The organism is Streptomyces ardesiacus (genome assembly GCF_003112575.1).
In the GTDB taxonomy this organism is placed as follows: Bacteria; Actinomycetota; Actinomycetes; order Streptomycetales; family Streptomycetaceae; genus Streptomyces; species Streptomyces ardesiacus.
In genome coordinates, this window is sequence record NZ_BEWC01000002.1 from 734,611 (window position 1) to 754,154 (window position 19,544).

General features: G+C 73.7%; 13 protein-coding genes. 10 read left to right on the forward strand and 3 right to left on the reverse strand.

Going from position 1 to position 19,544, the window contains the following annotated elements; translation table 11 throughout:
* The first annotated feature begins 142 nt into the window (after positions 1–142).
* The 4 genes from Sdi02f_RS10415 to nudC all read left to right on the forward strand — a co-directional run bounded on the left by Sdi02f_RS10415 (position 143) and on the right by nudC (position 9,872).
* Positions 143–3,685 carry an ATP-dependent helicase gene (locus tag Sdi02f_RS10415; RefSeq protein WP_108933135.1) on the forward strand — a complete coding sequence of 1,181 codons (3,543 nt, stop codon included), beginning with the start codon at positions 143–145 and terminating at the stop codon, positions 3,683–3,685.
* Positions 3,686–3,850: 165 nt separating this feature from the next.
* Positions 3,851–7,345, forward strand: a complete 3,495-nt coding sequence (locus Sdi02f_RS10420) for an ATP-dependent helicase (protein ID WP_108933136.1) — start codon at positions 3,851–3,853, stop codon at positions 7,343–7,345.
* 10 nt (positions 7,346–7,355) lie between these two features.
* Positions 7,356–8,768 (forward strand): dipeptidase, encoded by a 1,413-nt coding sequence (locus Sdi02f_RS10425; protein ID WP_108933137.1) that lies wholly within the window; start codon positions 7,356–7,358, stop codon positions 8,766–8,768.
* Between the two features lie 159 nt (positions 8,769–8,927).
* Positions 8,928–9,872: an NAD(+) diphosphatase gene (nudC, locus tag Sdi02f_RS10430; RefSeq protein ID WP_030400693.1), complete on the forward strand. Its 945-nt coding sequence runs from the start codon at positions 8,928–8,930 to the stop codon at positions 9,870–9,872.
* Between the two features lie 95 nt (positions 9,873–9,967).
* On the opposite strand, the gene Sdi02f_RS10435 is transcribed toward nudC, so the two are convergent.
* Positions 9,968–10,210: a mycoredoxin gene (locus tag Sdi02f_RS10435; protein ID WP_030400692.1), complete on the reverse strand. Its 243-nt coding sequence runs from the start codon at positions 10,208–10,210 to the stop codon at positions 9,968–9,970.
* A 182-nt stretch (positions 10,211–10,392) separates the two neighbouring features.
* Here Sdi02f_RS10435 and Sdi02f_RS10440 point away from each other — a divergent pair, with 182 nt between their 5' ends.
* The 4 genes from Sdi02f_RS10440 to Sdi02f_RS10455 all read left to right on the forward strand — a co-directional run bounded on the left by Sdi02f_RS10440 (position 10,393) and on the right by Sdi02f_RS10455 (position 13,964).
* Positions 10,393–12,600, forward strand: coding sequence for an ATP-dependent DNA helicase UvrD2 (locus Sdi02f_RS10440; RefSeq protein WP_108933138.1), 2,208 nt, complete (start codon positions 10,393–10,395; stop codon positions 12,598–12,600).
* Between the two features lie 164 nt (positions 12,601–12,764).
* A complete protein-coding gene (locus Sdi02f_RS10445; RefSeq protein ID WP_037798590.1) occupies positions 12,765–13,100 on the forward strand; it encodes a hypothetical protein in 336 nt (111 codons plus the stop codon).
* Between the two features lie 175 nt (positions 13,101–13,275).
* Positions 13,276–13,644 carry a WhiB family transcriptional regulator gene (locus Sdi02f_RS10450; RefSeq protein ID WP_003973786.1) on the forward strand — a complete coding sequence of 123 codons (369 nt, stop codon included), beginning with the start codon at positions 13,276–13,278 and terminating at the stop codon, positions 13,642–13,644.
* Entirely contained in the window at positions 13,641–13,964 is a 324-nt protein-coding gene (locus tag Sdi02f_RS10455; protein WP_030400690.1) for a putative WhiB-interacting protein, read from the forward strand. The genes Sdi02f_RS10450 and Sdi02f_RS10455 overlap by 4 nt, the downstream gene beginning before the upstream one ends.
* Positions 13,965–14,070: 106 nt before the next feature.
* On the opposite strand, the gene Sdi02f_RS10460 is transcribed toward Sdi02f_RS10455, so the two are convergent.
* Positions 14,071–15,486 carry an ABC1 kinase family protein gene (locus Sdi02f_RS10460; protein ID WP_031082599.1) on the reverse strand — a complete coding sequence of 472 codons (1,416 nt, stop codon included), beginning with the start codon at positions 15,484–15,486 and terminating at the stop codon, positions 14,071–14,073.
* The gene (locus Sdi02f_RS10465; protein WP_108933139.1) at positions 15,479–16,693 is read right to left on the reverse strand and encodes a TOMM precursor leader peptide-binding protein; all 1,215 of its coding nucleotides are present in this window, start codon (positions 16,691–16,693) and stop codon (positions 15,479–15,481) included. The genes Sdi02f_RS10460 and Sdi02f_RS10465 overlap by 8 nt, the downstream gene beginning before the upstream one ends.
* A 346-nt stretch (positions 16,694–17,039) precedes the next feature.
* On the opposite strand from Sdi02f_RS10465, the gene Sdi02f_RS10470 reads away from it, so the two are divergent.
* Both Sdi02f_RS10470 and Sdi02f_RS10475 read left to right on the forward strand, forming a co-directional pair.
* Positions 17,040–17,636: a M48 metallopeptidase family protein gene (locus Sdi02f_RS10470; RefSeq protein ID WP_031082603.1), complete on the forward strand. Its 597-nt coding sequence runs from the start codon at positions 17,040–17,042 to the stop codon at positions 17,634–17,636.
* Positions 17,637–17,772: 136 nt separating this feature from the next.
* Complete coding sequence (locus tag Sdi02f_RS10475; RefSeq protein ID WP_031184776.1) at positions 17,773–19,533, forward strand: TerD family protein; 1,761 nt, start codon at positions 17,773–17,775, stop codon at positions 19,531–19,533.
* Positions 19,534–19,544 lie beyond the last annotated feature (11 nt).

Genomic DNA, 19,544 nt, shown 5'->3' on the forward strand with positions numbered 1-19,544 from the left:
CGTGAGGGAAGAAGGGGAAGCGCTGCTTCCGTCTCTTTCCCCGGCGTAGCGTCGGCCGCACGCGTCCCCCTCATCCCGGGACCACCGCCCCACCCGTGGCGCGGACGGCCCACCAGCACACCCACCAGGACCGGCGAACCACGTGAGCTCCTTTTCCTCCAGCGGACACCCGCCGCACCCCCAGGTGCGGCGGGGGAGCCGTGGCGCTTACCGACTGGTGCGTACCCCGCCGGCCCCCACGGACCCCCCTCGTCTGGACGCCGCACAGCGCGCCGTGGTTGACCACCGGTCGGGACCGCTGCTCGTCCTGGCCGGGCCGGGCACCGGCAAGACCACCACACTGGTCGAGTCGGTGGCGGACCGGATCGCCGGGGGCGGCGACCCCGAACGCATCCTGGTGCTCACCTTCAGCCGCAAGGCGGCCGTCGAGCTGCGCGACCGGATGGCGATGCGGATCGGTGCCGCGCGTGCGCCCCGCGCGACGACCTTTCACTCCTTCGGCTACGCCCTGGTCCGCGCCCACCAGGACAACGACCTGTTCGTGGAGCCCCTGCGGCTGCTGTCCGGCCCGGAGCAGGACGTGACGGTGCGCGAGCTGCTCGCCGGACAGGTCGACCTGGAGCGGCTCGGGCTCGCCCATGTGCGCTGGCCCGACGAACTGCGCGCCTGCCTGACCACCCGCGGCTTCGCCGACGAGGTCCGCGCGGTGCTCGCCCGCAGCCGCGAGCTGGGGCTGGGCCCCGACGCGCTCGGGGCCTTCGCCCGGCGCATCGGCCGCCCCGACTGGCGTGCCGCCGCCGTCTTCCTCGCCGAGTACCTCGACGTGCTCGACCTCCAGGGCGTGCTCGACTACGCGGAACTGGTCCACCGCGCGGTGCTCCTCGCCCGCCGCCCCGAGGTCGCCGCGCACCTGAGCGCCCAGTACGACGCGGTCTACGTCGACGAGTACCAGGACACGGACCCGGCCCAGGTACGGCTCCTGCACGCCCTCGCGGGCGGCGGGCGCACCCTCGTCGCCTTCGGCGACCCCGACCAGTCGATCTACGCCTTCCGGGGCGCCGACGTGAACGGCATCCTGAACTTCCCGACCGCCTTCCCGCGCGCGGACGGCCGTCCGGCGCCGGTGGCGGTGCTGCGGACCTCACGCCGGTCCGGGGCCGGCCTCCTGGCCGCCACCCGGCTGCTCACCCAGCGCATGCCGCTGACCCGCCTTCCCGCCGACAAGGTCCGCGCCCACCGCGAGCTGACCCCAGAGCGGGACGGCGGGCGCGTCGAGGCGTACACGTACCCGACCTCCGGCACCGAGCTGGACAACATCGCCGACATCCTGCGCCGCGCGCACCTGGAGGACGGCGTCCCGTGGCGGGACATGGCCGTCCTGGTGCGCGCCGGTTCGCGCACCATCCCCACGCTCCGCCGCGCCCTCACCGCGGCCGGCGTCCCCCTGGACATCGACGGCGACGACCTCCCGCTGCGCCACGAACCCGCTGTGGCGCCCCTGCTGACGGCGCTGCGGGCCGTGGCGGAGGCAGAAGCGGGCACGGGCGACCAGCCCGGACCGGACGCGGGCCGGGCGGGGGACGCGCCGCCCGACGGGGCCGCGCGCACGCGTGACGCCGACGGGGACGCGCGGCCGGAGGACGCCGACGACGCGCGTACGGCCGATGCCGACACCGGCGCCGATGCCGAGGCCGCCTCCCCGGCCGCCCAGGCCGAATCCGCGTCGGACACCGATGTCGCCGACGCCGACACGGAGGGGCAGCCCCCGCGCGGTGGACGCACGCCCCGCGCGGACGATCCCTGCTGGCTCCCCACCGAGACCGCCCTCACCCTGCTCACCTCGCCCCTCGCCGGCATGGACGCCGCGGACCTGCGCCGCCTCGGCCGCGCCCTGCGCGAGGAGCAGCGGGCCGCCGGCAACCCGCTGCCGCCGCCCTCGGACGAACTGCTCGCCCGGGCACTGGCCGAGCCGGAGCGGCTCGCCGTGCACGACCCCGCCTACGCGCGCGGCGCCCAGCGGCTCGGTGCCCTGCTCCGCCAGGCACGCCGACGCCTCGCCGCGGGCGGCAGCGCCGAGGAGGCGCTGTGGGACCTGTGGGACGGCACACCCTGGCCCACCCGCCTGGAACGCGCCGCGCGGCGCGGCGGCGCGGCCGGACGCAACGCCGACCGCGACCTGGACGCCGTATGCGCGCTGTTCGCGACGGCCGCCCGCGCGGAGGAGCGCACCGGCGGCCGGGGCGCCCTGAACTTCCTGGAACAGATCGACGCCGAGGACATCGCGGCCGACACCCTCACCCGGCGCGCCGTGCGCCCCGACGCCGTCCGCCTGATGACCGCACACCGTGCCAAGGGGCTGGAGTGGCGGCTGGTCGTCGTGGCGGGCGTCCAGGAGGGGCTGTGGCCGGACCTGCGCCGCCGCGGCTCCCTCCTGGAGGCCGACCGGATCGGACGCGACGGACTCGCCGAACCCCTCACCCCCGGAGCCCTGCTCGCCGAGGAGCGCCGCCTGTTCTACGTGGCCGCCACCCGCGCGCGCGAGCGGCTCGTCGTCACCGCGGTGAAAGCGCCCGCCGACGACGGGGACCAGCCCTCCCGGTTCCTGACCGAACTCGGCGTCGAACCCGTCGACGTCACCGGCCGTCCGCGCCGCCCCCTCGCCGTCGGCGCACTCGTCGCCGAACTGCGCGCCACCACCGTCGACCCCCGCGTCTCCGCACCCCTCAGGGAGGCCGCCGCGCACCGCCTGGCCCGCCTCGCCGCCCTCACCGACGAGGACGGACGGCCCCTGGTGCCCTCCGCCCACCCCTACCGCTGGTGGGGCATGTGGGACCTGACCGAGAGCAAGGTCCCGCTGCGCGAACGCGACCAGCCCGTCACGCTCTCCGGCAGCGCCCTGGACCAACTGGCCAACACCTGCGCCCTGCAGTGGTTCCTGGGGCGCGAGGTGAAGGCCGACGCGCCCGCGACCACCGCCCAGGGCTTCGGCAACGTGGTGCACGTGCTCGCCGACGAGGTGGCCTCCGGTCACACCCTGGCCGACCTCGCCGTCCTCATGGAACGCCTGGACTCCGTGTGGAACGCCCTCGCCTTCGACGCACCGTGGAAGTCCGCGCAGGAAAAGGCCAACGCGCGCGCGGCGCTCGAACGCTTCCTGAAGTGGCACGTCATGGACCGTGCCGGACGCACCCCCGTGGCGAGCGAGCACGACTTCGACGTCACCCTTCAGGCAGGCGACTACGAGGTCCGCATCCGCGGCCAGATGGACCGCGTGGAGGCCGACGGCGACGGCCGGGCCTACGTCGTCGACTTCAAGACCGGCAAGCAGGCGCCCACCTCCGCGGAGGTGGCCCGCCACCCCCAGCTCGCCGTGTACCAGCTCGCCGTCCGCGAGGGCGCCGTCGACGACGCCTTCGACGGTGTGCGCCCCCGGCCGGGCGGCGCCGAACTCGTCCACCTGCGCCAGGGCGCGCCCAAGCGGGACGGCGGCGAGAGCCTGCCCAAGGTCCAGGCGCAGCAGTCGCAGGAGGGTCCGGAGGGGGAGTGGGTCGGCGACCTGCTCGCCACGGCCGCCGGGAAGGTCCTCGACGAGCGGTTCACCCCGACCACGGGCCAGCACTGCACCCACTGCGCCTTCCGCGCGTCCTGCAGCGCGCGGCCCGAGGGGCGGCACGTCGTGGAGTGATCGCCCGGGGCGTCCGGTGCGCGGCGCCGGTCCCCCCGGGCCGGGCGCGCGCCGGAGCCGAGTGGCCGGTGTGACACGTTGCACCACCCCGGCTGACCTGCGCATCCCTCGCCCCGACGGGCGGTTCGGCATCCGCTGTCAGTGGCCGCGGCTAGCCTCTGTGACGTGCGCGCCCACATCACCGATCCCGAGCAGCTCAAGGAGCTCCTCGGGATCCCCTTCACCCCGGAGCAGACGGCCTGCATCGTCGCGCCGCCCGCCCCGCAGGTGATCGTGGCCGGAGCCGGGTCGGGCAAGACGACGGTGATGGCGGCACGCGTGGTGTGGCTGGTCGGCACCGGCCAGGTCGCTCCGGAACAGGTCCTCGGCCTCACCTTCACCAACAAGGCGGCCGGCGAACTCGCCGAACGCGTTCGCAAGGCGCTGGTCAGGGCGGGCGTGACCGACCCGGACGCCATCGACCCCGACCACCCGCCGGGCGAACCGGCGATCTCGACCTACCACGCGTTCGCGGGCCGCCTCCTGACCGACCACGGCCTGCGCATCGGCCTCGAGCCGACCTCCCGCCTGCTCGCCGACGCCACCCGCTACCAGCTCGCCGCGCGGGTCCTGCGCGAGGCCCCCGGCCCCTACCCGGCACTCGCCCGGTCCTTCGCCGACCTGGTCAGCGACCTCCTCGCCCTCGACGCGGAACTCTCCGAGCACCTCGTGCGCCCCGAGGACCTGCTCGCCCGGGACACCGGTCTCCTGGACGCGCTGGCGGACGTCCGGCTCAGCAACGCCGATCTGCGCAAGGTCCCCGAGGCAGCCGCCGCCCGACGCGAACTGACCGACCTGGTGATCCGCTACCGGGCCGCCAAACGCCGCCAGGACCTCCTCGACTTCGGGGACCAGATCGCCCTGTCCGCGCAGCTCGCCGGGCTCCCCGAGGTGGGCCGCGTCCTGCGCGACGAGTACCGGGTCGTGCTGCTCGACGAGTACCAGGACACCTCCGTGGCCCAGCGCATCCTCCTGGCCGGGCTGTTCGGCGGCGGCACCGGCCACCCCGTGACCGCCGTGGGCGACCCCTGCCAGGCGATCTACGGCTGGCGCGGCGCCTCCGTCGCCAACCTCGACGATTTCCCGGACCACTTCGCCCGCGCGGACGGACGCCCCGCGGTCCGCCAGGCGCTCAGCGAGAACCGCCGCAGCGGCGGCCGCCTCCTGGACCTCGCCAATGGCCTCGCCGAGCCCCTGCGCGCCATGCACGCGGGCGTGGAGGCCCTGCGGCCCGCCCCGGGCGCCGAACGCGACGGCTCGGTCCGCTGCGCCCTGCTGCGCACCCACGCCGAGGAGATCGACTGGATCGCCGACTCCGTCGCCCACCTCGTGCGTACCGGCACCGCGCCCGGTGAGGTCGCCGTCCTGTGCCGCACCGCGTCCGACTTCGCCGAGATCCAGGGCGCGCTGGTGGCCCGTGACGTCCCCGTCGAGGTCGTCGGCCTGTCCGGACTGCTGCACCTGCCCGAGGTCGCCGACCTCGTCGCCGTCTGCGAGGTCCTCCAGGACCCGGGCGCCAACGCCTCCCTGGTCCGGCTGCTCTCCGGCCCGCGCTGGCGCATCGGCCCGCGCGACCTCGCCCTCCTGGGGCGCCGCGCCCGGCTGCTCGTGAGCCACGCGCGCGTGGAGGGCGGCGACGACCCCGACCGGAGGCTGGCCGAGGCCGTCGAGGGGGTCGACCCGTCCGAGGTGACATCGCTCGCGGACGCCCTCGACACCTTCCTCGAGACACCGCTGGACGGCTCCGGCGACGACGACGGGCTGCCCTTCTCGCCGGACGCACGCGTGCGGTTCGCACGGCTGGCCACCGAACTGCGCGAGCTGCGCCGGGCCCTGTCCGACCCGCTCATGGACGTCCTGCACCGCGTCCTCGCCGTCACCGGCCTGGAGGTCGAGCTGTCGGCCTCCCCGCACGCCCTGGCCGCCCGCCGCCGCGAGACCCTGTCCAACTTCCTCGACGTCGCCGCGTCCTTCGCCGCGAGCGACAGCGAGGCCACCCTGCTCGCCTTCCTCGGCTTCCTGCGTACCGCGGCGCAGTACGAGAAGGGGCTGGACAACGCGCTGCCCGGCGGGGAGAACACCGTCAAGGTGCTCACCGCGCACAAGTCCAAGGGCCTCGAATGGGACGTCGTCGCCGTGCCCGGTCTCGTCACCGGCACCTTCCCCAGCGGCCAGGGCCGCGAGAAGTGGACCGCCCAGGGCAGGGTGCTGCCGCACGGTCTGCGCGGCGACGCCGACACCCTGCCCGACGTCGCCTCCTGGGACTCCCGCGGTCTGAAGGACTTCCACGCGGCCATGAAGGAGCACCAGCACACCGAGGAGCTCCGCCTCGGCTACGTCACCTTCACCCGCCCCCGTTCCCTGCTCCTCGGCTCCGGCCACTGGTGGGGGCCCAGCCAGAAGAAGCCCCGCGGCCCGTCCGACTTCCTCACGGCCCTGTACGAACACTGCGCCGCCGGACACGGCGAGATCGAGGCCTGGGCGGACGAACCGGCCGAGGACGAGGAGAACCCGGCCCTGCACCGGGCGACCGCCGACGAGGTCTGGCCCCTGCCCCTGGACGACGAGGCACTCGCCCGCCGTCGGACCGCCGCGGAGACGGTCCTCGCCCACCTGGACGCCCTCGCCACCGGCCAGGACGGTCCTCCCGCCGCCCCCGGCGCCTACGACGACCCGGACTGGCCGCCACCCCCCGAGGACGACGAGGCGCCCTCGGACGCAGCGGATGCCGGCTGGAGCGGGGACCCCGCCGACTGGGACACCTGGACCACGGACCGCCCGGCCGCCCCGCACGACACCCGCCCCGCGCGGGAGCACCCCACCGTCCCTCACCAGGCGACGCCTGCCGAACGGCGCCCGGGCGACGCCCCCGTCCCCGGCCCCGCGCGCCTCACCCCGGAAGAGGCCCGGACCGTCGCCTCCTGGGACCGCGACCTGGACGCGCTCACCGGCGAGCTCCTGCGCGCGCGAGAGAGCGTCACCGAGGTGCCGCTTCCGGCCTCGCTGACCGCCTCCCAGGTGCTGAGCCTGGCCGCCGACCCGGACGGTTTCGCCCAGGAGCTGGCCCGTCCCATGCCCCGCCCGCCGCGGCCCGCGGCCCGCCGCGGCACCCGTTTCCACGCCTGGGTGGAGGCCCGGTTCGAACCTCTGGCGCTGCCCCTGCTGGAACCGGAGGAACTGCCCGGCGGCGACGCCGAGATCGCCGACGAACAGGACCTGGAGTTCCTCAAGGACGCCTTCGAACGCACCGAGTACGCCCGCCGCACCCCGTTCCGCGTCGAGGCGCCCTTCCAGCTCTCCCTGGCCGGCCGGATCGTGCGCGGCCGCATCGACGCCGTCTACAAGGAGGGGGACGGGGACACCGCGACGTACGAGATCGTCGACTGGAAGACGAACCGCGCCGCCACCGCGGACCCGCTCCAGCTCGCGCTCTACCGCATCGCCTGGGCCGAGCAGCAGGGCGTACCGCCCGCCTCGGTGACGGCCTCCTTCCTGTACGTACGCACCGGCGAGGTCGTGCGGCCCGAGGGGCTGCCGGACCGCGCGGCGCTCGAGAAACTGCTGCTGGCCGAGCCGGCCGGTGACGAACCGCACGGTCGGGGTGTCCCCGCGGGCCGATAGGCTCGTAAGCATGAGCCACCCCGTTGACGATGCTGTCAGCGCTGTCCGCACGTACATCGAACAGCACCGCGCCGCCTTCCTCGACGACCTCGTCGACTGGCTGCGCATCCCGTCCGTGTCGGCGCAGCCCGACCACGCGACCGATGTCCGCCGCAGCGCCGACTGGCTCGCCGCCAGACTGCAGGAGACCGGCTTCCCCACCGCCGAGGTCTGGCCCACCCCCGGTGCTCCCGCGGTCTTCGCCGAGTGGCCCTCCGGGGACCCGCAGGCACCGACGGTCCTCGTGTACGGCCACCACGACGTACAGCCCGCCGCCCGCGAGGACGGCTGGAGCAGCGAGCCCTTCGAACCGGTCGTCCGGGAGAACCGCCTGTACGCGCGCGGGGCGGCCGACGACAAAGGGCAGGTGTTCTTCCACACACTCGGGGTCCGCGCCCACCTCGCCGCCACCGGCCGCACCGCCCCCGCGGTCAACCTCAAGCTGCTGATCGAGGGCGAGGAGGAGTCCGGCTCCCCGCACTTCCGCGCCCTCGTCGAGGAGCACGCCGCGCGGCTCACCGCCGACGCGGTGATCGTCTCCGACACCGGCATGTGGTCCGAGGACACCCCCACGGTCTGCACCGGCATGCGGGGCCTCGCCGAGTGCGAGATCCGCCTGCACGGCCCCGGCCAGGACATCCACTCCGGGTCCTTCGGTGGCGCGGTCCCCAACCCGGCCACCGCCGTCGCCCGCCTCGTGGCCGCCCTGCACGACGAGCACGCGCGCGTGGCGATCCCCGGCTTCTACGACGGCGTGATCGAACTCACCGACCGCGAACGCGAGCTCTTCGCCGAGCTGCCCTTCGACGAAGGGCAGTGGCTGCGCACGGCCAAGTCCCGCGCCACCCACGGCGAGGCCGGACACACCACCCTGGAGCGCATCTGGGCCCGCCCCACCGCCGAGGTCAACGGCATCGGCGGCGGCTACCAGGGCCCCGGCAGCAAGACGATCATCCCGGCGTCCGCCATGGTGAAGCTCTCCTTCCGTCTCGTCGCCGGCCAGGACCCCGACCACGTGGAGAAGGCCGTCCGTGCCTGGGCCGCCGAGCAGGTGCCCGAGGGCATCCGCTGCGAGATCGCCTTCGGTCCGGCCACCCGCCCGTGCCTGACGCCGCTGGACCACCCGGCCCTGCGGTCCGTGGTCCGCGCGATGGGCCGCGCCTTCGACGCACCGGTGCGCTTCACCCGGGAAGGGGGCTCCGGACCGGCCGCCGACCTCCAGGAGGTCCTCGACGCCCCGGTGCTGTTCCTCGGCATCTCCGTCCCGTCCGACGGCTGGCACGCCCCCGACGAGAAGGTGGAACTGGACCTGCTCCTCAAGGGCGTCGAAACCTCCGCCCACCTCTGGGGCGACCTGGCGGAGTACTGGCGTCACGCGCCCTGAGCACCGCGCACGGTCCGGGACCCGACCGGCACCGCGCGCGGCACACTGGAAAGGCCGCCCGCACCGCCGAGCCCTCCCGGACCCGGTCACCACCCGCCGTACGAACCGCTGAACCCGCCTGCCGAAACGAACCGCTCACCGGGGGAGTTGGAACCACTCGTGACCACCTGGACCGACCGCACCGCCGACCGTCCCATCTCGCTCACCGCCCCGAGCGGCATCGACCGCGCCGCCCACCACCGCCTCGACGAGGCCTGGCTCGCGGCTGCGTGGAGCCACCCCTCGACGCGCTGCTTCGTGGTGTCCGGCGGCCAGGTCCTCATCGACGAGACACCGGACGGGGCCACCGAGCTGGTCATGACCCCCTCGTTCGAGGCCCCGCTCACCGAGGCACACCGCTACTTCCTGGGCACCGACGCGGACGGGACCAGCTACTTCGCCCTGCAGAAGGACTCCCTGCCCGGCCGCATGGACCAGTCCGCGCGCCCGGCGGGACTGCGCGAGGCCGGCCTGCTCCTGTCGGACCGCGACGCCGGACTGATGGCCCACGCGGTCGCACTGGAAAACTGGCAGCGCCTGCACCGCTTCTGCTCCCGCTGCGGCGAGCGCACCGTCATCGCCGCGGCGGGCCACATCCGCCGTTGCCCCGCCTGCGGCGCCGAGCACTACCCGCGCACCGACCCCGCGGTGATCATGGCGGTCACGGACGGCGAGGACCGCATCCTGCTCGGCCGCCAGGTGCACTGGCCCGAGGGCCGTTTCTCGACCCTCGCCGGTTTCGTGGAGCCGGGCGAGTCCATCGAGCAGTCGGTGCGCCGGGAGGTCCAGGAGGAGGTCGGCGTCGCCGTCGGCCAGGTCGAGTACGTCGCGAGCCAGCCGTGGCCCTTCCCGTCCAGCCTGATGCTCGGCTTCATGGCTCACGCCACCTCGACCGAGATCAACGTCGACGGCGACGAGATCCACGAGGCCCGCTGGTTCTCCCGCGAGGAGCTGGGCGCCGCCTTCGAGACCGGCGAAGTGCTGCCGCCCTACGGCATCTCGATCGCGGCCCGCCTCATCGAGCTGTGGTACGGCAAGCCGCTGCCGACGCGCGGCGCCTTCTGAACCCGGCACGGCACCGCGAGAGGGGCGGCCCTCCCGTCACACGGGAGGGCCGCCCCTCTGCCACCGCCACGACCGACGCGGCCGTGGCGCACCGGCTACGCGCCGATCTTCTGCTTCACCTGCGCCAGCGACGGGTTCGTCAGCGTCGACCCGTCGGGGAAGAGGACCGTCGGCACCGTCTGGTTTCCGCCATTCGCCTTCTCCACGAACGCGGCGGACTCCGGGTCCTGCTCGATGTTGACCTCGGTGTACGCGATGCCCTCGCGGTCCATCTGGCTCTTCAGCCGACGGCAGTAGCCGCACCACGTGGTGCTGTACATCGTCACAGTGCCCGGCATGTCTCTCGTGCTCCTTCGGCGACTCGGGGAAGCGGCGGCTCGGGGATCGAGGTCGCACGAGGGGAACGTCCGGAGCGGCGCCACCATTCCCGCCGGGTGACGTCTGTCGCACGGTACGACAATCGGTGCGTGCCTGTGGACAGCCGACTCACCCGTCTCGCGAGACCTGGCAGCATTGCGGTGTGACAGCAGCAACGCACTCCACCCTCTTCCCGCAGGTACCGGACTCGGCCGACGCGGTGCTCGACGGGCTCGACCCCGAGCAGCGCGAGGTGGCGACCACCCTGCGCGGCCCGGTGTGCGTGCTGGCGGGAGCCGGTACGGGCAAGACCCGCGCCATCACCCACCGCATCGCCTACGGGGTGCGCGCCGGCATCCTCCAGCCCTCCAGCGTGCTCGCCGTCACCTTCACCAACCGCGCGGCCGGGGAGATGCGCGGTCGGCTGCGCCAGCTCGGTGCGGCCGGGGTCCAGGCCCGCACCTTCCACTCGGCGGCCCTGCGGCAGCTCCAGTACTTCTGGCCGAAAGCGATCGGTGGCTCCCTGCCCCGGCTCGTCGACCGCAAGATCCAGCTCGTCGCCGACGCGGCCGCCGCCTGCCGCATCCGCCTCGACCGGGGTGAGCTGAGGGACGCCACCGCGGAGATCGAGTGGTCCAAGGTGACCCAGACCGTCCCCGCCGACTACGCCCTGGCGGCGGCCAAGGCCGGCCGCGAGACCCCCCGCGACCCGGCGGAGATCGCGCAGCTCTACGCCGCCTACGAGGATCTCAAGCGCACCCGCTCCGTGATCGACTTCGAGGACGTACTGCTGCTGACGGTGGCCGTCCTCCAGGACCGGCACGACGTCGCCGAGCAGGTCCGCGCCCAGTACCAGCACTTCGTCGTCGACGAGTACCAGGACGTCAGCCCCCTCCAGCAGCGGCTGCTGGAGCTGTGGCTCGGAGACCGCGACGACCTGTGCGTGGTCGGCGACGCCAGCCAGACGATCTACTCCTTCACGGGAGCAACCCCCGACCACCTGCTCGACTTCCGCGTCCGCCACCCCGGCGCCACCGTCGTCAAGCTGGTCCGCGACTACCGGTCCACCCCCCAGGTCGTCCACCTCGCCAACGGCCTCCTCGCCCAGGCGCGGGGCAGGGCCGCCGACCACCGCCTGGAGCTGGTGTCCCAGCGCCCCGCGGGCCCCGAGCCCGTCTACACCGAGTACGCCGACGAACCGGCCGAGGCCGAGGGCGCGGCCCGCCGCATCCGCGAACTCCTCGACTCGGGCGTCCCGGCCGCCGAGATCGCGGTCCTGTTCCGCACCAATTCCCAGTCGGAGACCTACGAGCAGGCGCTCGCCGACGCCGGAGTCCCCTACCAGCTGCGGGGCGCGGAGCGCTTCTTCGACCGGCCCGAGGTGCGCAGGGCCGGAAGCGCCCTGCGGGCCGCGGCGCGCTTCGGCGGCAACGACTCCCTCCTCGACGACACCGTCGACCTGCCCTCGCAGGTGCGCGCGGTGCTGTCCGGCGAGGGCTGGACGACCGAGCCCCCGGCCGGGTCGGGGGCCGTCCGGGAGCGCTGGGAGTCGCTGGCCGCCCTGGTCGGCCTGGCCCAGGACTTCGCCGCCGCCCGGGCGGGAGCCACGCTGAGTGATCTCGTCGTGGAGCTCGACGAGCGGGCGGGCGCCCAGCACGCACCGACGGTGCAGGGCGTCACCCTCGCCTCCCTGCACTCGGCCAAGGGCCTGGAGTGGGACGTCGTGTTCCTGGTCGGCGTTGCCGAGGGCATGATGCCGATCACCTACGCAAAGACCGACGAGCAGATCGAGGAGGAGCGCCGCCTCCTCTATGTCGGGGTCACCCGCGCGCGTGATCGCCTGCACCTGTCGTGGGCGCTGGCCCGGTCGCCCGGCGGCCGGCCGAGCCGCAGGCCCAGCCGGTTCCTCAAGGGGCTGCGGCCCGGTTCGGGCACGGCGGGCGGACGGGCGTCCGGCGGGGGTGCCGGGGGAGTGGAGCGCGGCTCCCGGGGCGGCGGTCGCGGTGCCGCGGCCCCCGCGCCGAGACGGGCCCAGCGGACACCGGCGCGCTGCAGGGTCTGCGGGCGCACCCTCACCGACGCCGGCGAGATGAAGCTGATGCGCTGCGAGGGCTGCCCGTCCGACATGGACGAGGGCGTCTACGAGCGGCTGTGCGCGTGGCGGGCGGTGCAGGCGGAACGCAGCGGACAGCCCGCGTTCTGCGTGTTCACCGACAAGACTCTGATGGCGATCGCCGAGTCCGTCCCGGAGGACGAGCGCGAACTTGCCCGGATCCCGGGGGTCGGGATGCGCAAGCTCAACCGCTTCGGCTCCGACGTCCTGGCCATCTGTGCAGGCCAGGAAGGTGTGGGGCTTGACGCGGACGACTGATGCGAACTCGTCGAAAAAATAGTTTGCGCATGCCCCGGGAATCCCCATAGGTTCTTGGTCACGGGAGCAGCGGCCTTCCCGAAGGCCCTGAATCCGTGTTGTACTTGCATATCCGTGGACTGGTTCGTCCCAGTCCCCCGAGACGCCGAGAGGAGGCGAGTCCAGTGATCAGCATCAACAACAGCTCCGTCGTCGGCTTCACCGCCAAAATGACCGATCGCTCGGCCGTCTCCCTGTGCATCCTCGGCGCTTCCCACTCGGGCACCGGTCTGTCCGGCATTCCTGCCGTGCGTCCGGCTGCCTCCGCCGCTGCTCCCGCGGGCCTTCCCGTCCGCGAGCGCAATGAGCGACCGACCAAGGCACTGGAAGCAGCAGTAGTGGCACAGGCGCAGGCCTATGCCTTTACCGCGACCGGTGCCGGATTCCGGAAGCAGACGACGACGCAGCACCACCTGATGTGGGCCTTCCGTGGGCCAGAACCCTGGAGTGATCCAGCCTGATCGCCGATCAGGCCGGCGCCTTCAGGGCCGCGGAACCCCACCCGGGATCCGCGGCCCTTCTGTTTGTCCCCGAACGGGGGCGACAGCACGAAGGAGCCTCGGGACAAGAAAAGAACCCGGTACCAAGCCGCCACCCGGTCAACCGGCCGGAACGAACAGACGAGGAAGACCACCCGTGCAACTCGAAGCGCACGCCCCGTCCGTACCGCCTTCCGACACGATCCCCAAGCCCTGTTCCACGGAGGACTCCACCTTGACCCCGCTCACCGCGCTCACCGCGCTCGACGACGCCATCGAGAACCTCGGCGTGCCCGTCCCCTGCCGCTCCTACGACCCGGAGGTCTTCTTCGCCGAGTCGCCGGCGGACGTCGAGTACGCCAAGTCCCTCTGCCGCACCTGCCCGCTGATCGAGGCCTGCCTCGCCGGTGCCAAGGAGCGGCGTGAGCCCTGGGGCGTCTGGGGTGGAGAGCTGTTCGTCCAGGGTGTCGTCGTCGCCCGGAAGCGGCCCCGTGGCCGTCCGCGCAAGAACCCGGTTTCGGCATGAACACCGCAGGAACGATCGACCGCCCCCTCACGTACGACCCCCAGAAGCAGGCCCCGATGAAGCCGTCCACCCACGACATCGCAGGCACCGCGCCTGAAGACTTCACCACCACCGGCGCGAAGGACTCGCGTCAGAACAGGACCCGTGAAATGCAACTCATCCCAGAAGCCCTGGCGCGTGCGCATATGCGCGACCGCCTGCATGAGGCCGAGCGGGAACGCCGGGCGCTGCGCCTGGCGACCGCCCGCCGGATGCAGCGCCGGGCGGAGCGCGCCTCGCTGCGTGCTCGGCGCGCGCTGGCCATGGCGGTCATGCAGTAACCGACACACCTGAAGCGGTGGTCTCCCGGGGGAGAGACAGGCTTCGCTCGTGGGGGCCGGTCCGGCCGAACGGACCGGCCCCCACGGCGCGTTCGGTTCCGGTGGATCAGGCCTCCGCGGCGGTCTCCTTCACCTCGTCCACGTCCTCGCCGTCCCCGGCGGCGTTCTCCTCCGCTTCTTCGGCCTCGTCCTCGGCGACGAACCCGACCAGCCACTCCTCCAGCTCGTCGCGCAGCCGCACGGTGGCCCCGAGCTGGCACAGCACCCCGATGGTGCTCAGGGTCACGCGGTGGATCAACAGGTAGGCCGGCGGCAGGTTGAGCTGCTTGGCCAACTGGTAGGCGGGGGAGCGGGGGTCGCCGATGCGGGCGGCCTGGCTCCGCATCCACCCGCGGGTGAAGGTGAACGCGTCGACACGGGCCGGCTCGATGATCGGCAGGAGGTAGTCGAGAACCGCGTCGGGGTCCAGGTCTATCGACTCCTTGACGAACCCCTCCGCGCGGAGCATGTCGTAGACCGCCTCTGCCTCGCCGTCCAGCGTCATGCGCAGGGCCTCGCCGATGGGCTCGGGCAGGCCACCCGGGAGGCGGTCGACCGTGCCGAAGTCCAGGACACCCAGCCGCCAGTCTTCCTCTCCCTCCGGCCCGCCGGGCAGCAGCCGGAAGTTGCCGGGGTGCGGGTCGGCGTGCAGCAGCCCGGTGCGTGCCGGACCCGAGAAGAGGAAGTGGGCCAGCAACTGGCCGGCCCGGTCGCGTTGCTCCGGTGTGCCGTCCGAGATGATCTCCGACATCGGGATGCCGTCGATCCACTCGGTGATCAGCACCTGCTCGCGCTGGTGGACCACGTCCGGCACCACGATGTCCGGGTCCTCGGCGAAGACCTCGGCATGCGTCCGCTGGGCCTCGGCCTCCAGGTCGTAGTCCAGCTCCTCCGAGACCCGGTCCTTCAGCTCCGTGATCAGCGGCTTGATGTCCATGCCGGGGACCAGCGGGCCGAGCAGGCGGGCGAAACGACTGAGCTGGTTGAGGTCGGACAGCAGTGCCTCGCCGGCGCCCGGGTACTGCACCTTGACCGCCACCTCGCGGCCGTCGTGCCACACCCCCCGGTGCACCTGACCGATCGAGGCGGCCGCCGCGGGCTTGTCCTCGAACTCCAGGAACAGGTCCTGCCAGTCCTCTCCGAGCCGCTCCGCGAGCACGGCGTGCACGGTGCGGGTCGGCATCGGCGGTGCCGCCTCCTGCAACTTGGTGAGCGCGGCCCGGTAGGGTCCGGCGACCTCCTCGGGCAGCGCCGACTCGAAGACGGACAGCGCCTGCCCGAACTTCATCGCCCCGCCCTTGAGCTCGCCCAGCACCTTGAACAGTTGGTCCGCGGTGCGCTGCTGCAGTTGCTGGCCGACGATCTCCGCGGACTCGCCCACGATCCGCTTGCCGAGCCCCCAGGTGGCCCGCCCGGCGAAGCCGAGCGGGAGCGCGGCGAGCTTGGCGGTCCGGGTGACCGCCTTGCGCGGAAGATCAGACATGCGCCCTCCAAGTCCCAGCCGGCCGCGCCGGTTCCGCCTCGTGGCGTACTTCCGCTGACGGCCCTTGCCCAGCCATTGTCGCGCGCCGTGCCCCGTCCTCGGGGATGTGTTGCTGCTTACCTTTTGCGGCCGCTCCGCAGGGACACGCGGGGTGCGGCCGGACCGGTCGTGTCTGCCAGTGCAGACCGGGCAGCGAGACCTCCCAGCGCACGCCGGTGCTCGACGGCGTCCGGCCGTCCAGGAAGGAGAGCGCGTGAGCCGCCGCGAACCCGGCGACGGCTGCCGCGAGCGTGAGGTCGCAGGGCGGCACCCGGCGCTGCCGGCCGGAGCGCCACTGCGCCACCAGCCGCGGCCAGGCGGCGTCCCGGTCGGCGCGGTCGGCGTACAGACAGCCGGCGCATCCCGTCTCGCCGGGCAGCACGAGGGGGCCGACGACACCGGTTCCCTCGACGACTCCCGCGTACAGGTGGGGCGTGCCGGAGGCCATCAGGGATTCCGCCGCGGTGGGATCGGGCGTGTGCACCGCCACGTCGTCGCGCGGAGCGACGATCACCAGGGAGAGGCCCGTGGCGGCCTCCTCGTGCGGTGTCGTCGGGCTCCGGCGCGGCGGCCGGCCGGGGGCGGCCCTGCGGACGACACGGCGGGCGGCCTCGTCCCGGCGGTCGCCGGCCGACTCGGCGGGCAGGCCGCCCGGAGCGACGTCCCAGGGCTCGACGCGTCCGCCGTCGCGCACGTCGATCTCGCCGACGCCCGCGCCCGACAACAGGCCGGCCAGCATCGCGCCCACCCGTCCCGCACCCCTGACCCCGACCCGCAGCGCGCGACGGGCGGCCAGGTGTCTCATGGCGTCACCGGGCTCGGAGGTGGTCAGGGACAGCGAGGCCAGGTCGGGGCGGAGCCGGTCGAGGACCTCCTTCTTCTGCCGCAGGGCGTCGGCGTCCGGCCCGCCCCCGCGGGAGTCGTCGAGGAGACCGGCCCGTGCCAGCCGCTCCACCACCCGGTCCACGTGCCCCTCGGGCAGGTCCATGCGGTGCCCCTCCTCACGCAGGAGCGCCGGGCCGCGGGTGCCGTTGAGCAGGTCGAGGAAGCTGCCCGTCGCCGTGTCCACCGGCGCCAGCGTCAACGCGTGCGCCGGTGTCATCCCGAACTGCACAGTGTTCAGATCGCGCCAGCCGCGCCTGAGCGCGGGCTTCACCATCGGATGCATGCCAGGTCCCCCGTAAGTCTCCCGTGTCCGTGTCCGTGTCCGTGCCCCAGCCCGTGCCCGTGCCCCAGCCCGTGCCCGTGCCCGTGCCCGTGCCCGTGTCGGTGCCCGAGCCCGGGCCTGTGTCCGTGTCCGCGTCGCCGTCCGTGGTCACCGCCCGGCGACCGGTCGCGGATCGGCCGGCGAGTGCCAGCATGCCCGGCTGCGCGGAAAGGCGTCGAAAGTTGTCCACAGGCGGGGGATGTTCGTCGTACGAATCAGCCGCACGTCTGCCGTGACGAGTGGCGGATCGGCACGGAAGCGTCCCGGACCCGGGACTTCCCCGTGTGCAGCGGGTAACGTCGCTGGCGTGTCCGCCGACCCACTGCACCGTGCCGGGGCGCCCCCGCGCACACCCACGAATCCGTCGCCGCGCGGCTCGGGCAAGAGCGCGGTCGAGGTGCGCAGGAGCACCCGGCGACGACGGACGGTCTCCGCGTACCGCGAGGGCGACCGCACCGTCGTGCTGATCCCCGCCCGGATGTCCGCGGCGGAGGAGCAGCGCTGGGTGGGCGTCATGCTGGACAAGCTGGCCGCCCAGGAGAGCAAGCGCCTCCTCGGTGACGCCGAGCTGGCCGAGCGCGCGGAGCGCCTGTCGGGACAGTACTTCGACGGCCGGGCCCGGCCCGCCTCGGTCCGCTGGGTGACCAACCAGAACACCCGCTGGGGCTCCTGTACCCCGTCCGAGGGAAGCATCCGGCTGTCGCACCGCCTCCAGGGCATGCCCGAGTACGTCGTCGACTACGTCCTCCTGCACGAACTGGCGCACCTGCTGGTCCCCGGGCACGGGCCGCGGTTCTGGCGCCTCCTCGACGCCTACCCGCGGACCGAGCGCGCCAGGGGCTACCTGGAGGGTGTGGTCGCCGCCGACCGCCTGCCGCACGTACCCGGCGCCCGCAGCGAGTAGCGTGCGGCCCGGGCGGGCGTCCGCCACGGGCCCGCACGGGTTTCGTACCGGGTCTGTACCGGCTTCCTCCGGTGTCGGTGATTGCCGCTAGCCTGACGCGACGCACTCACATTCGGATGGGGGACGGTCGTAACGCATGGCCAGGGAATTCCAACGCGGCCACAAGGCCAGGATCAGTGACCTCACCGCGGGCACGGATCTGTACGTAGGCGTGCAGATCTCCGGCCCCGGGCTGAGCTTCGACATCAGCTGCTTCGGCCTCGACGCCGACGAGCGGTTGTCGGACGACCGGTACTTCGTGTTCTTCAACCAGCCGAAGACGCCCGAGGAGTCCATCCAGCTCCTGGGTGCGCAGGCGGGTGACACGGAATCCTTCCGGGTCACCCTCGACAGGATCCCGCAGCAGATCCAGAAGCTCTCCTTCACCGCGACGATCGACGGCGCGGGCCAGATGTCGCAGGTCGGGCCCGGGTACATCCGGATCGTCGCGGGCGGCGAGGAGGTGGCCCGGTACCCGTTCAGCGGTTCGGAGTTCTCCACCGAGCGCGCCGTGATGCTGGGCGACTTCTACATGAAGGACGTGTGGCGGTTCGCCGCCGTCGGGCAGGGCTTCGACGGCGGTCTCGACGCGCTGCTGAGGAACTTCGGGGGTGAGGTCGCCGAGGACGAGGCGCCCGCCGCGCAGCAGGCGCAGCAGCCGCAGTCCGGGGCCGCCCCGGGCTTCGCCCCGCCCGCCCAGGCCTCGGCGCCGCCGGCCTTCGGCGCCCCCGCCGCCTCCGCGCCGGCTCCTGCTCCGGCACCCGTTCCGCAGCCCGCACAGCAGGGCTTCGCCCCGCCCCCCGCGGCCACCCCGCCGCCGGCTCCCGCTCCGGCGCCCGCGGACGTGCACGCCGCGGCGACCATCGTCGCGCCGATGAACCCGGCTCCCGGCGGCGCTCCCGTACCACCACCGCCCGCCCCGGCACCCGCGCCGTACGGACAGCCGGGCCAGCCCGGTCAGCAGCCGCTGTACGGCCAGGTCCCCGGTCAGACCGCGCCGCCGCCCCCCGGCTACGGCCAGCCCCCGGCGCCGCAGGCCCCGGCCCCGCCGCCCGGTTACGGCCAGCCGCCCGCGCCCGCCGGCTACGGGCAGCCCGCCCCGCCCCCGGGCTACGGGCAGCCGACGGCACCTCCCGGCTACGGCCAGCAGCCTCCGCAGGCCGCACCGCACGGCATGCCCCAGGGAGCGCCGCAGGGCGCCGGTGTGACCGCGGCGCTCCAGCAGTACCGGGAGACCGCGGCCGGGCAGCGCTGGACGCAGCAGAACAAGAAGCTGGTCCGCGTCGACCTCGGAGCCGAGGGCCAGCCCGTGCTCGCCCGGCAGGGCAGCATGGTGCTCTACCAGGGCAAGGTCGACTTCAGCTACAAGGGCGCCGGATTCACCGGCCGGGTCGTGGGCAACGTGACCGGCCAGGAGATGCAGCTCATGCGCTGCACCGGCAAGGGGCAGGTGTTCCTCGCGGACGACTCCTCGATGCTCCACCCCATCGAGCTCCAGGGCGACGCCGTCTGCGTCTCCGCGGAGAACGTCCTCGCCTTCGACGAGAGCCTCCAGTACGAGGTCCGCCGGATCGAGGGGCACGGCATCCCGGGCGGAGCGCTGTTCACGATGCAGTTCCAGGGCACCGGCACGATCGTCGTCAAGACGCACGGCGTGCCCGTGGTGCTGCCGGTCACGCCCACGACGTTCGCCGACTGCAACGCCGTGGTCGCCTGGTCCGCCGCCGCCCAGGTGGTCGTCTCCAGCCAGGTGCGGATGCGCCGCAACTCCTACGCGGGCGACACGGGAGAGAGCGTCAACCTGCAGTTCCGGGCCGCGCCCGGCAGCTTCGTCGTCGTCCAGCCGTACGAGATCTGAGGGAGAGCCCG

Bases quoted from the DNA above. Each gene is read 5' to 3' on its own strand.
- Sdi02f_RS10425 (WP_108933137.1), top strand. From the start codon at position 7,356: ATGAGCCACCCCGTTGACGATGCTGTCAGCGCTGTCCGCACGTACATC.
- Sdi02f_RS10435 (WP_030400692.1), bottom strand. From the start codon at position 10,210: ATGCCGGGCACTGTGACGATGTACAGCACCACGTGGTGCGGCTACTGC.
- Sdi02f_RS10455 (WP_030400690.1), top strand. From the start codon at position 13,641: ATGAACACCGCAGGAACGATCGACCGCCCCCTCACGTACGACCCCCAG.
- Sdi02f_RS10460 (WP_031082599.1), bottom strand. From the start codon at position 15,486: ATGTCTGATCTTCCGCGCAAGGCGGTCACCCGGACCGCCAAGCTCGCC.
- Sdi02f_RS10465 (WP_108933139.1), bottom strand. From the start codon at position 16,693: ATGCATCCGATGGTGAAGCCCGCGCTCAGGCGCGGCTGGCGCGATCTG.
- Sdi02f_RS10475 (WP_031184776.1), top strand. From the start codon at position 17,773: ATGGCCAGGGAATTCCAACGCGGCCACAAGGCCAGGATCAGTGACCTC.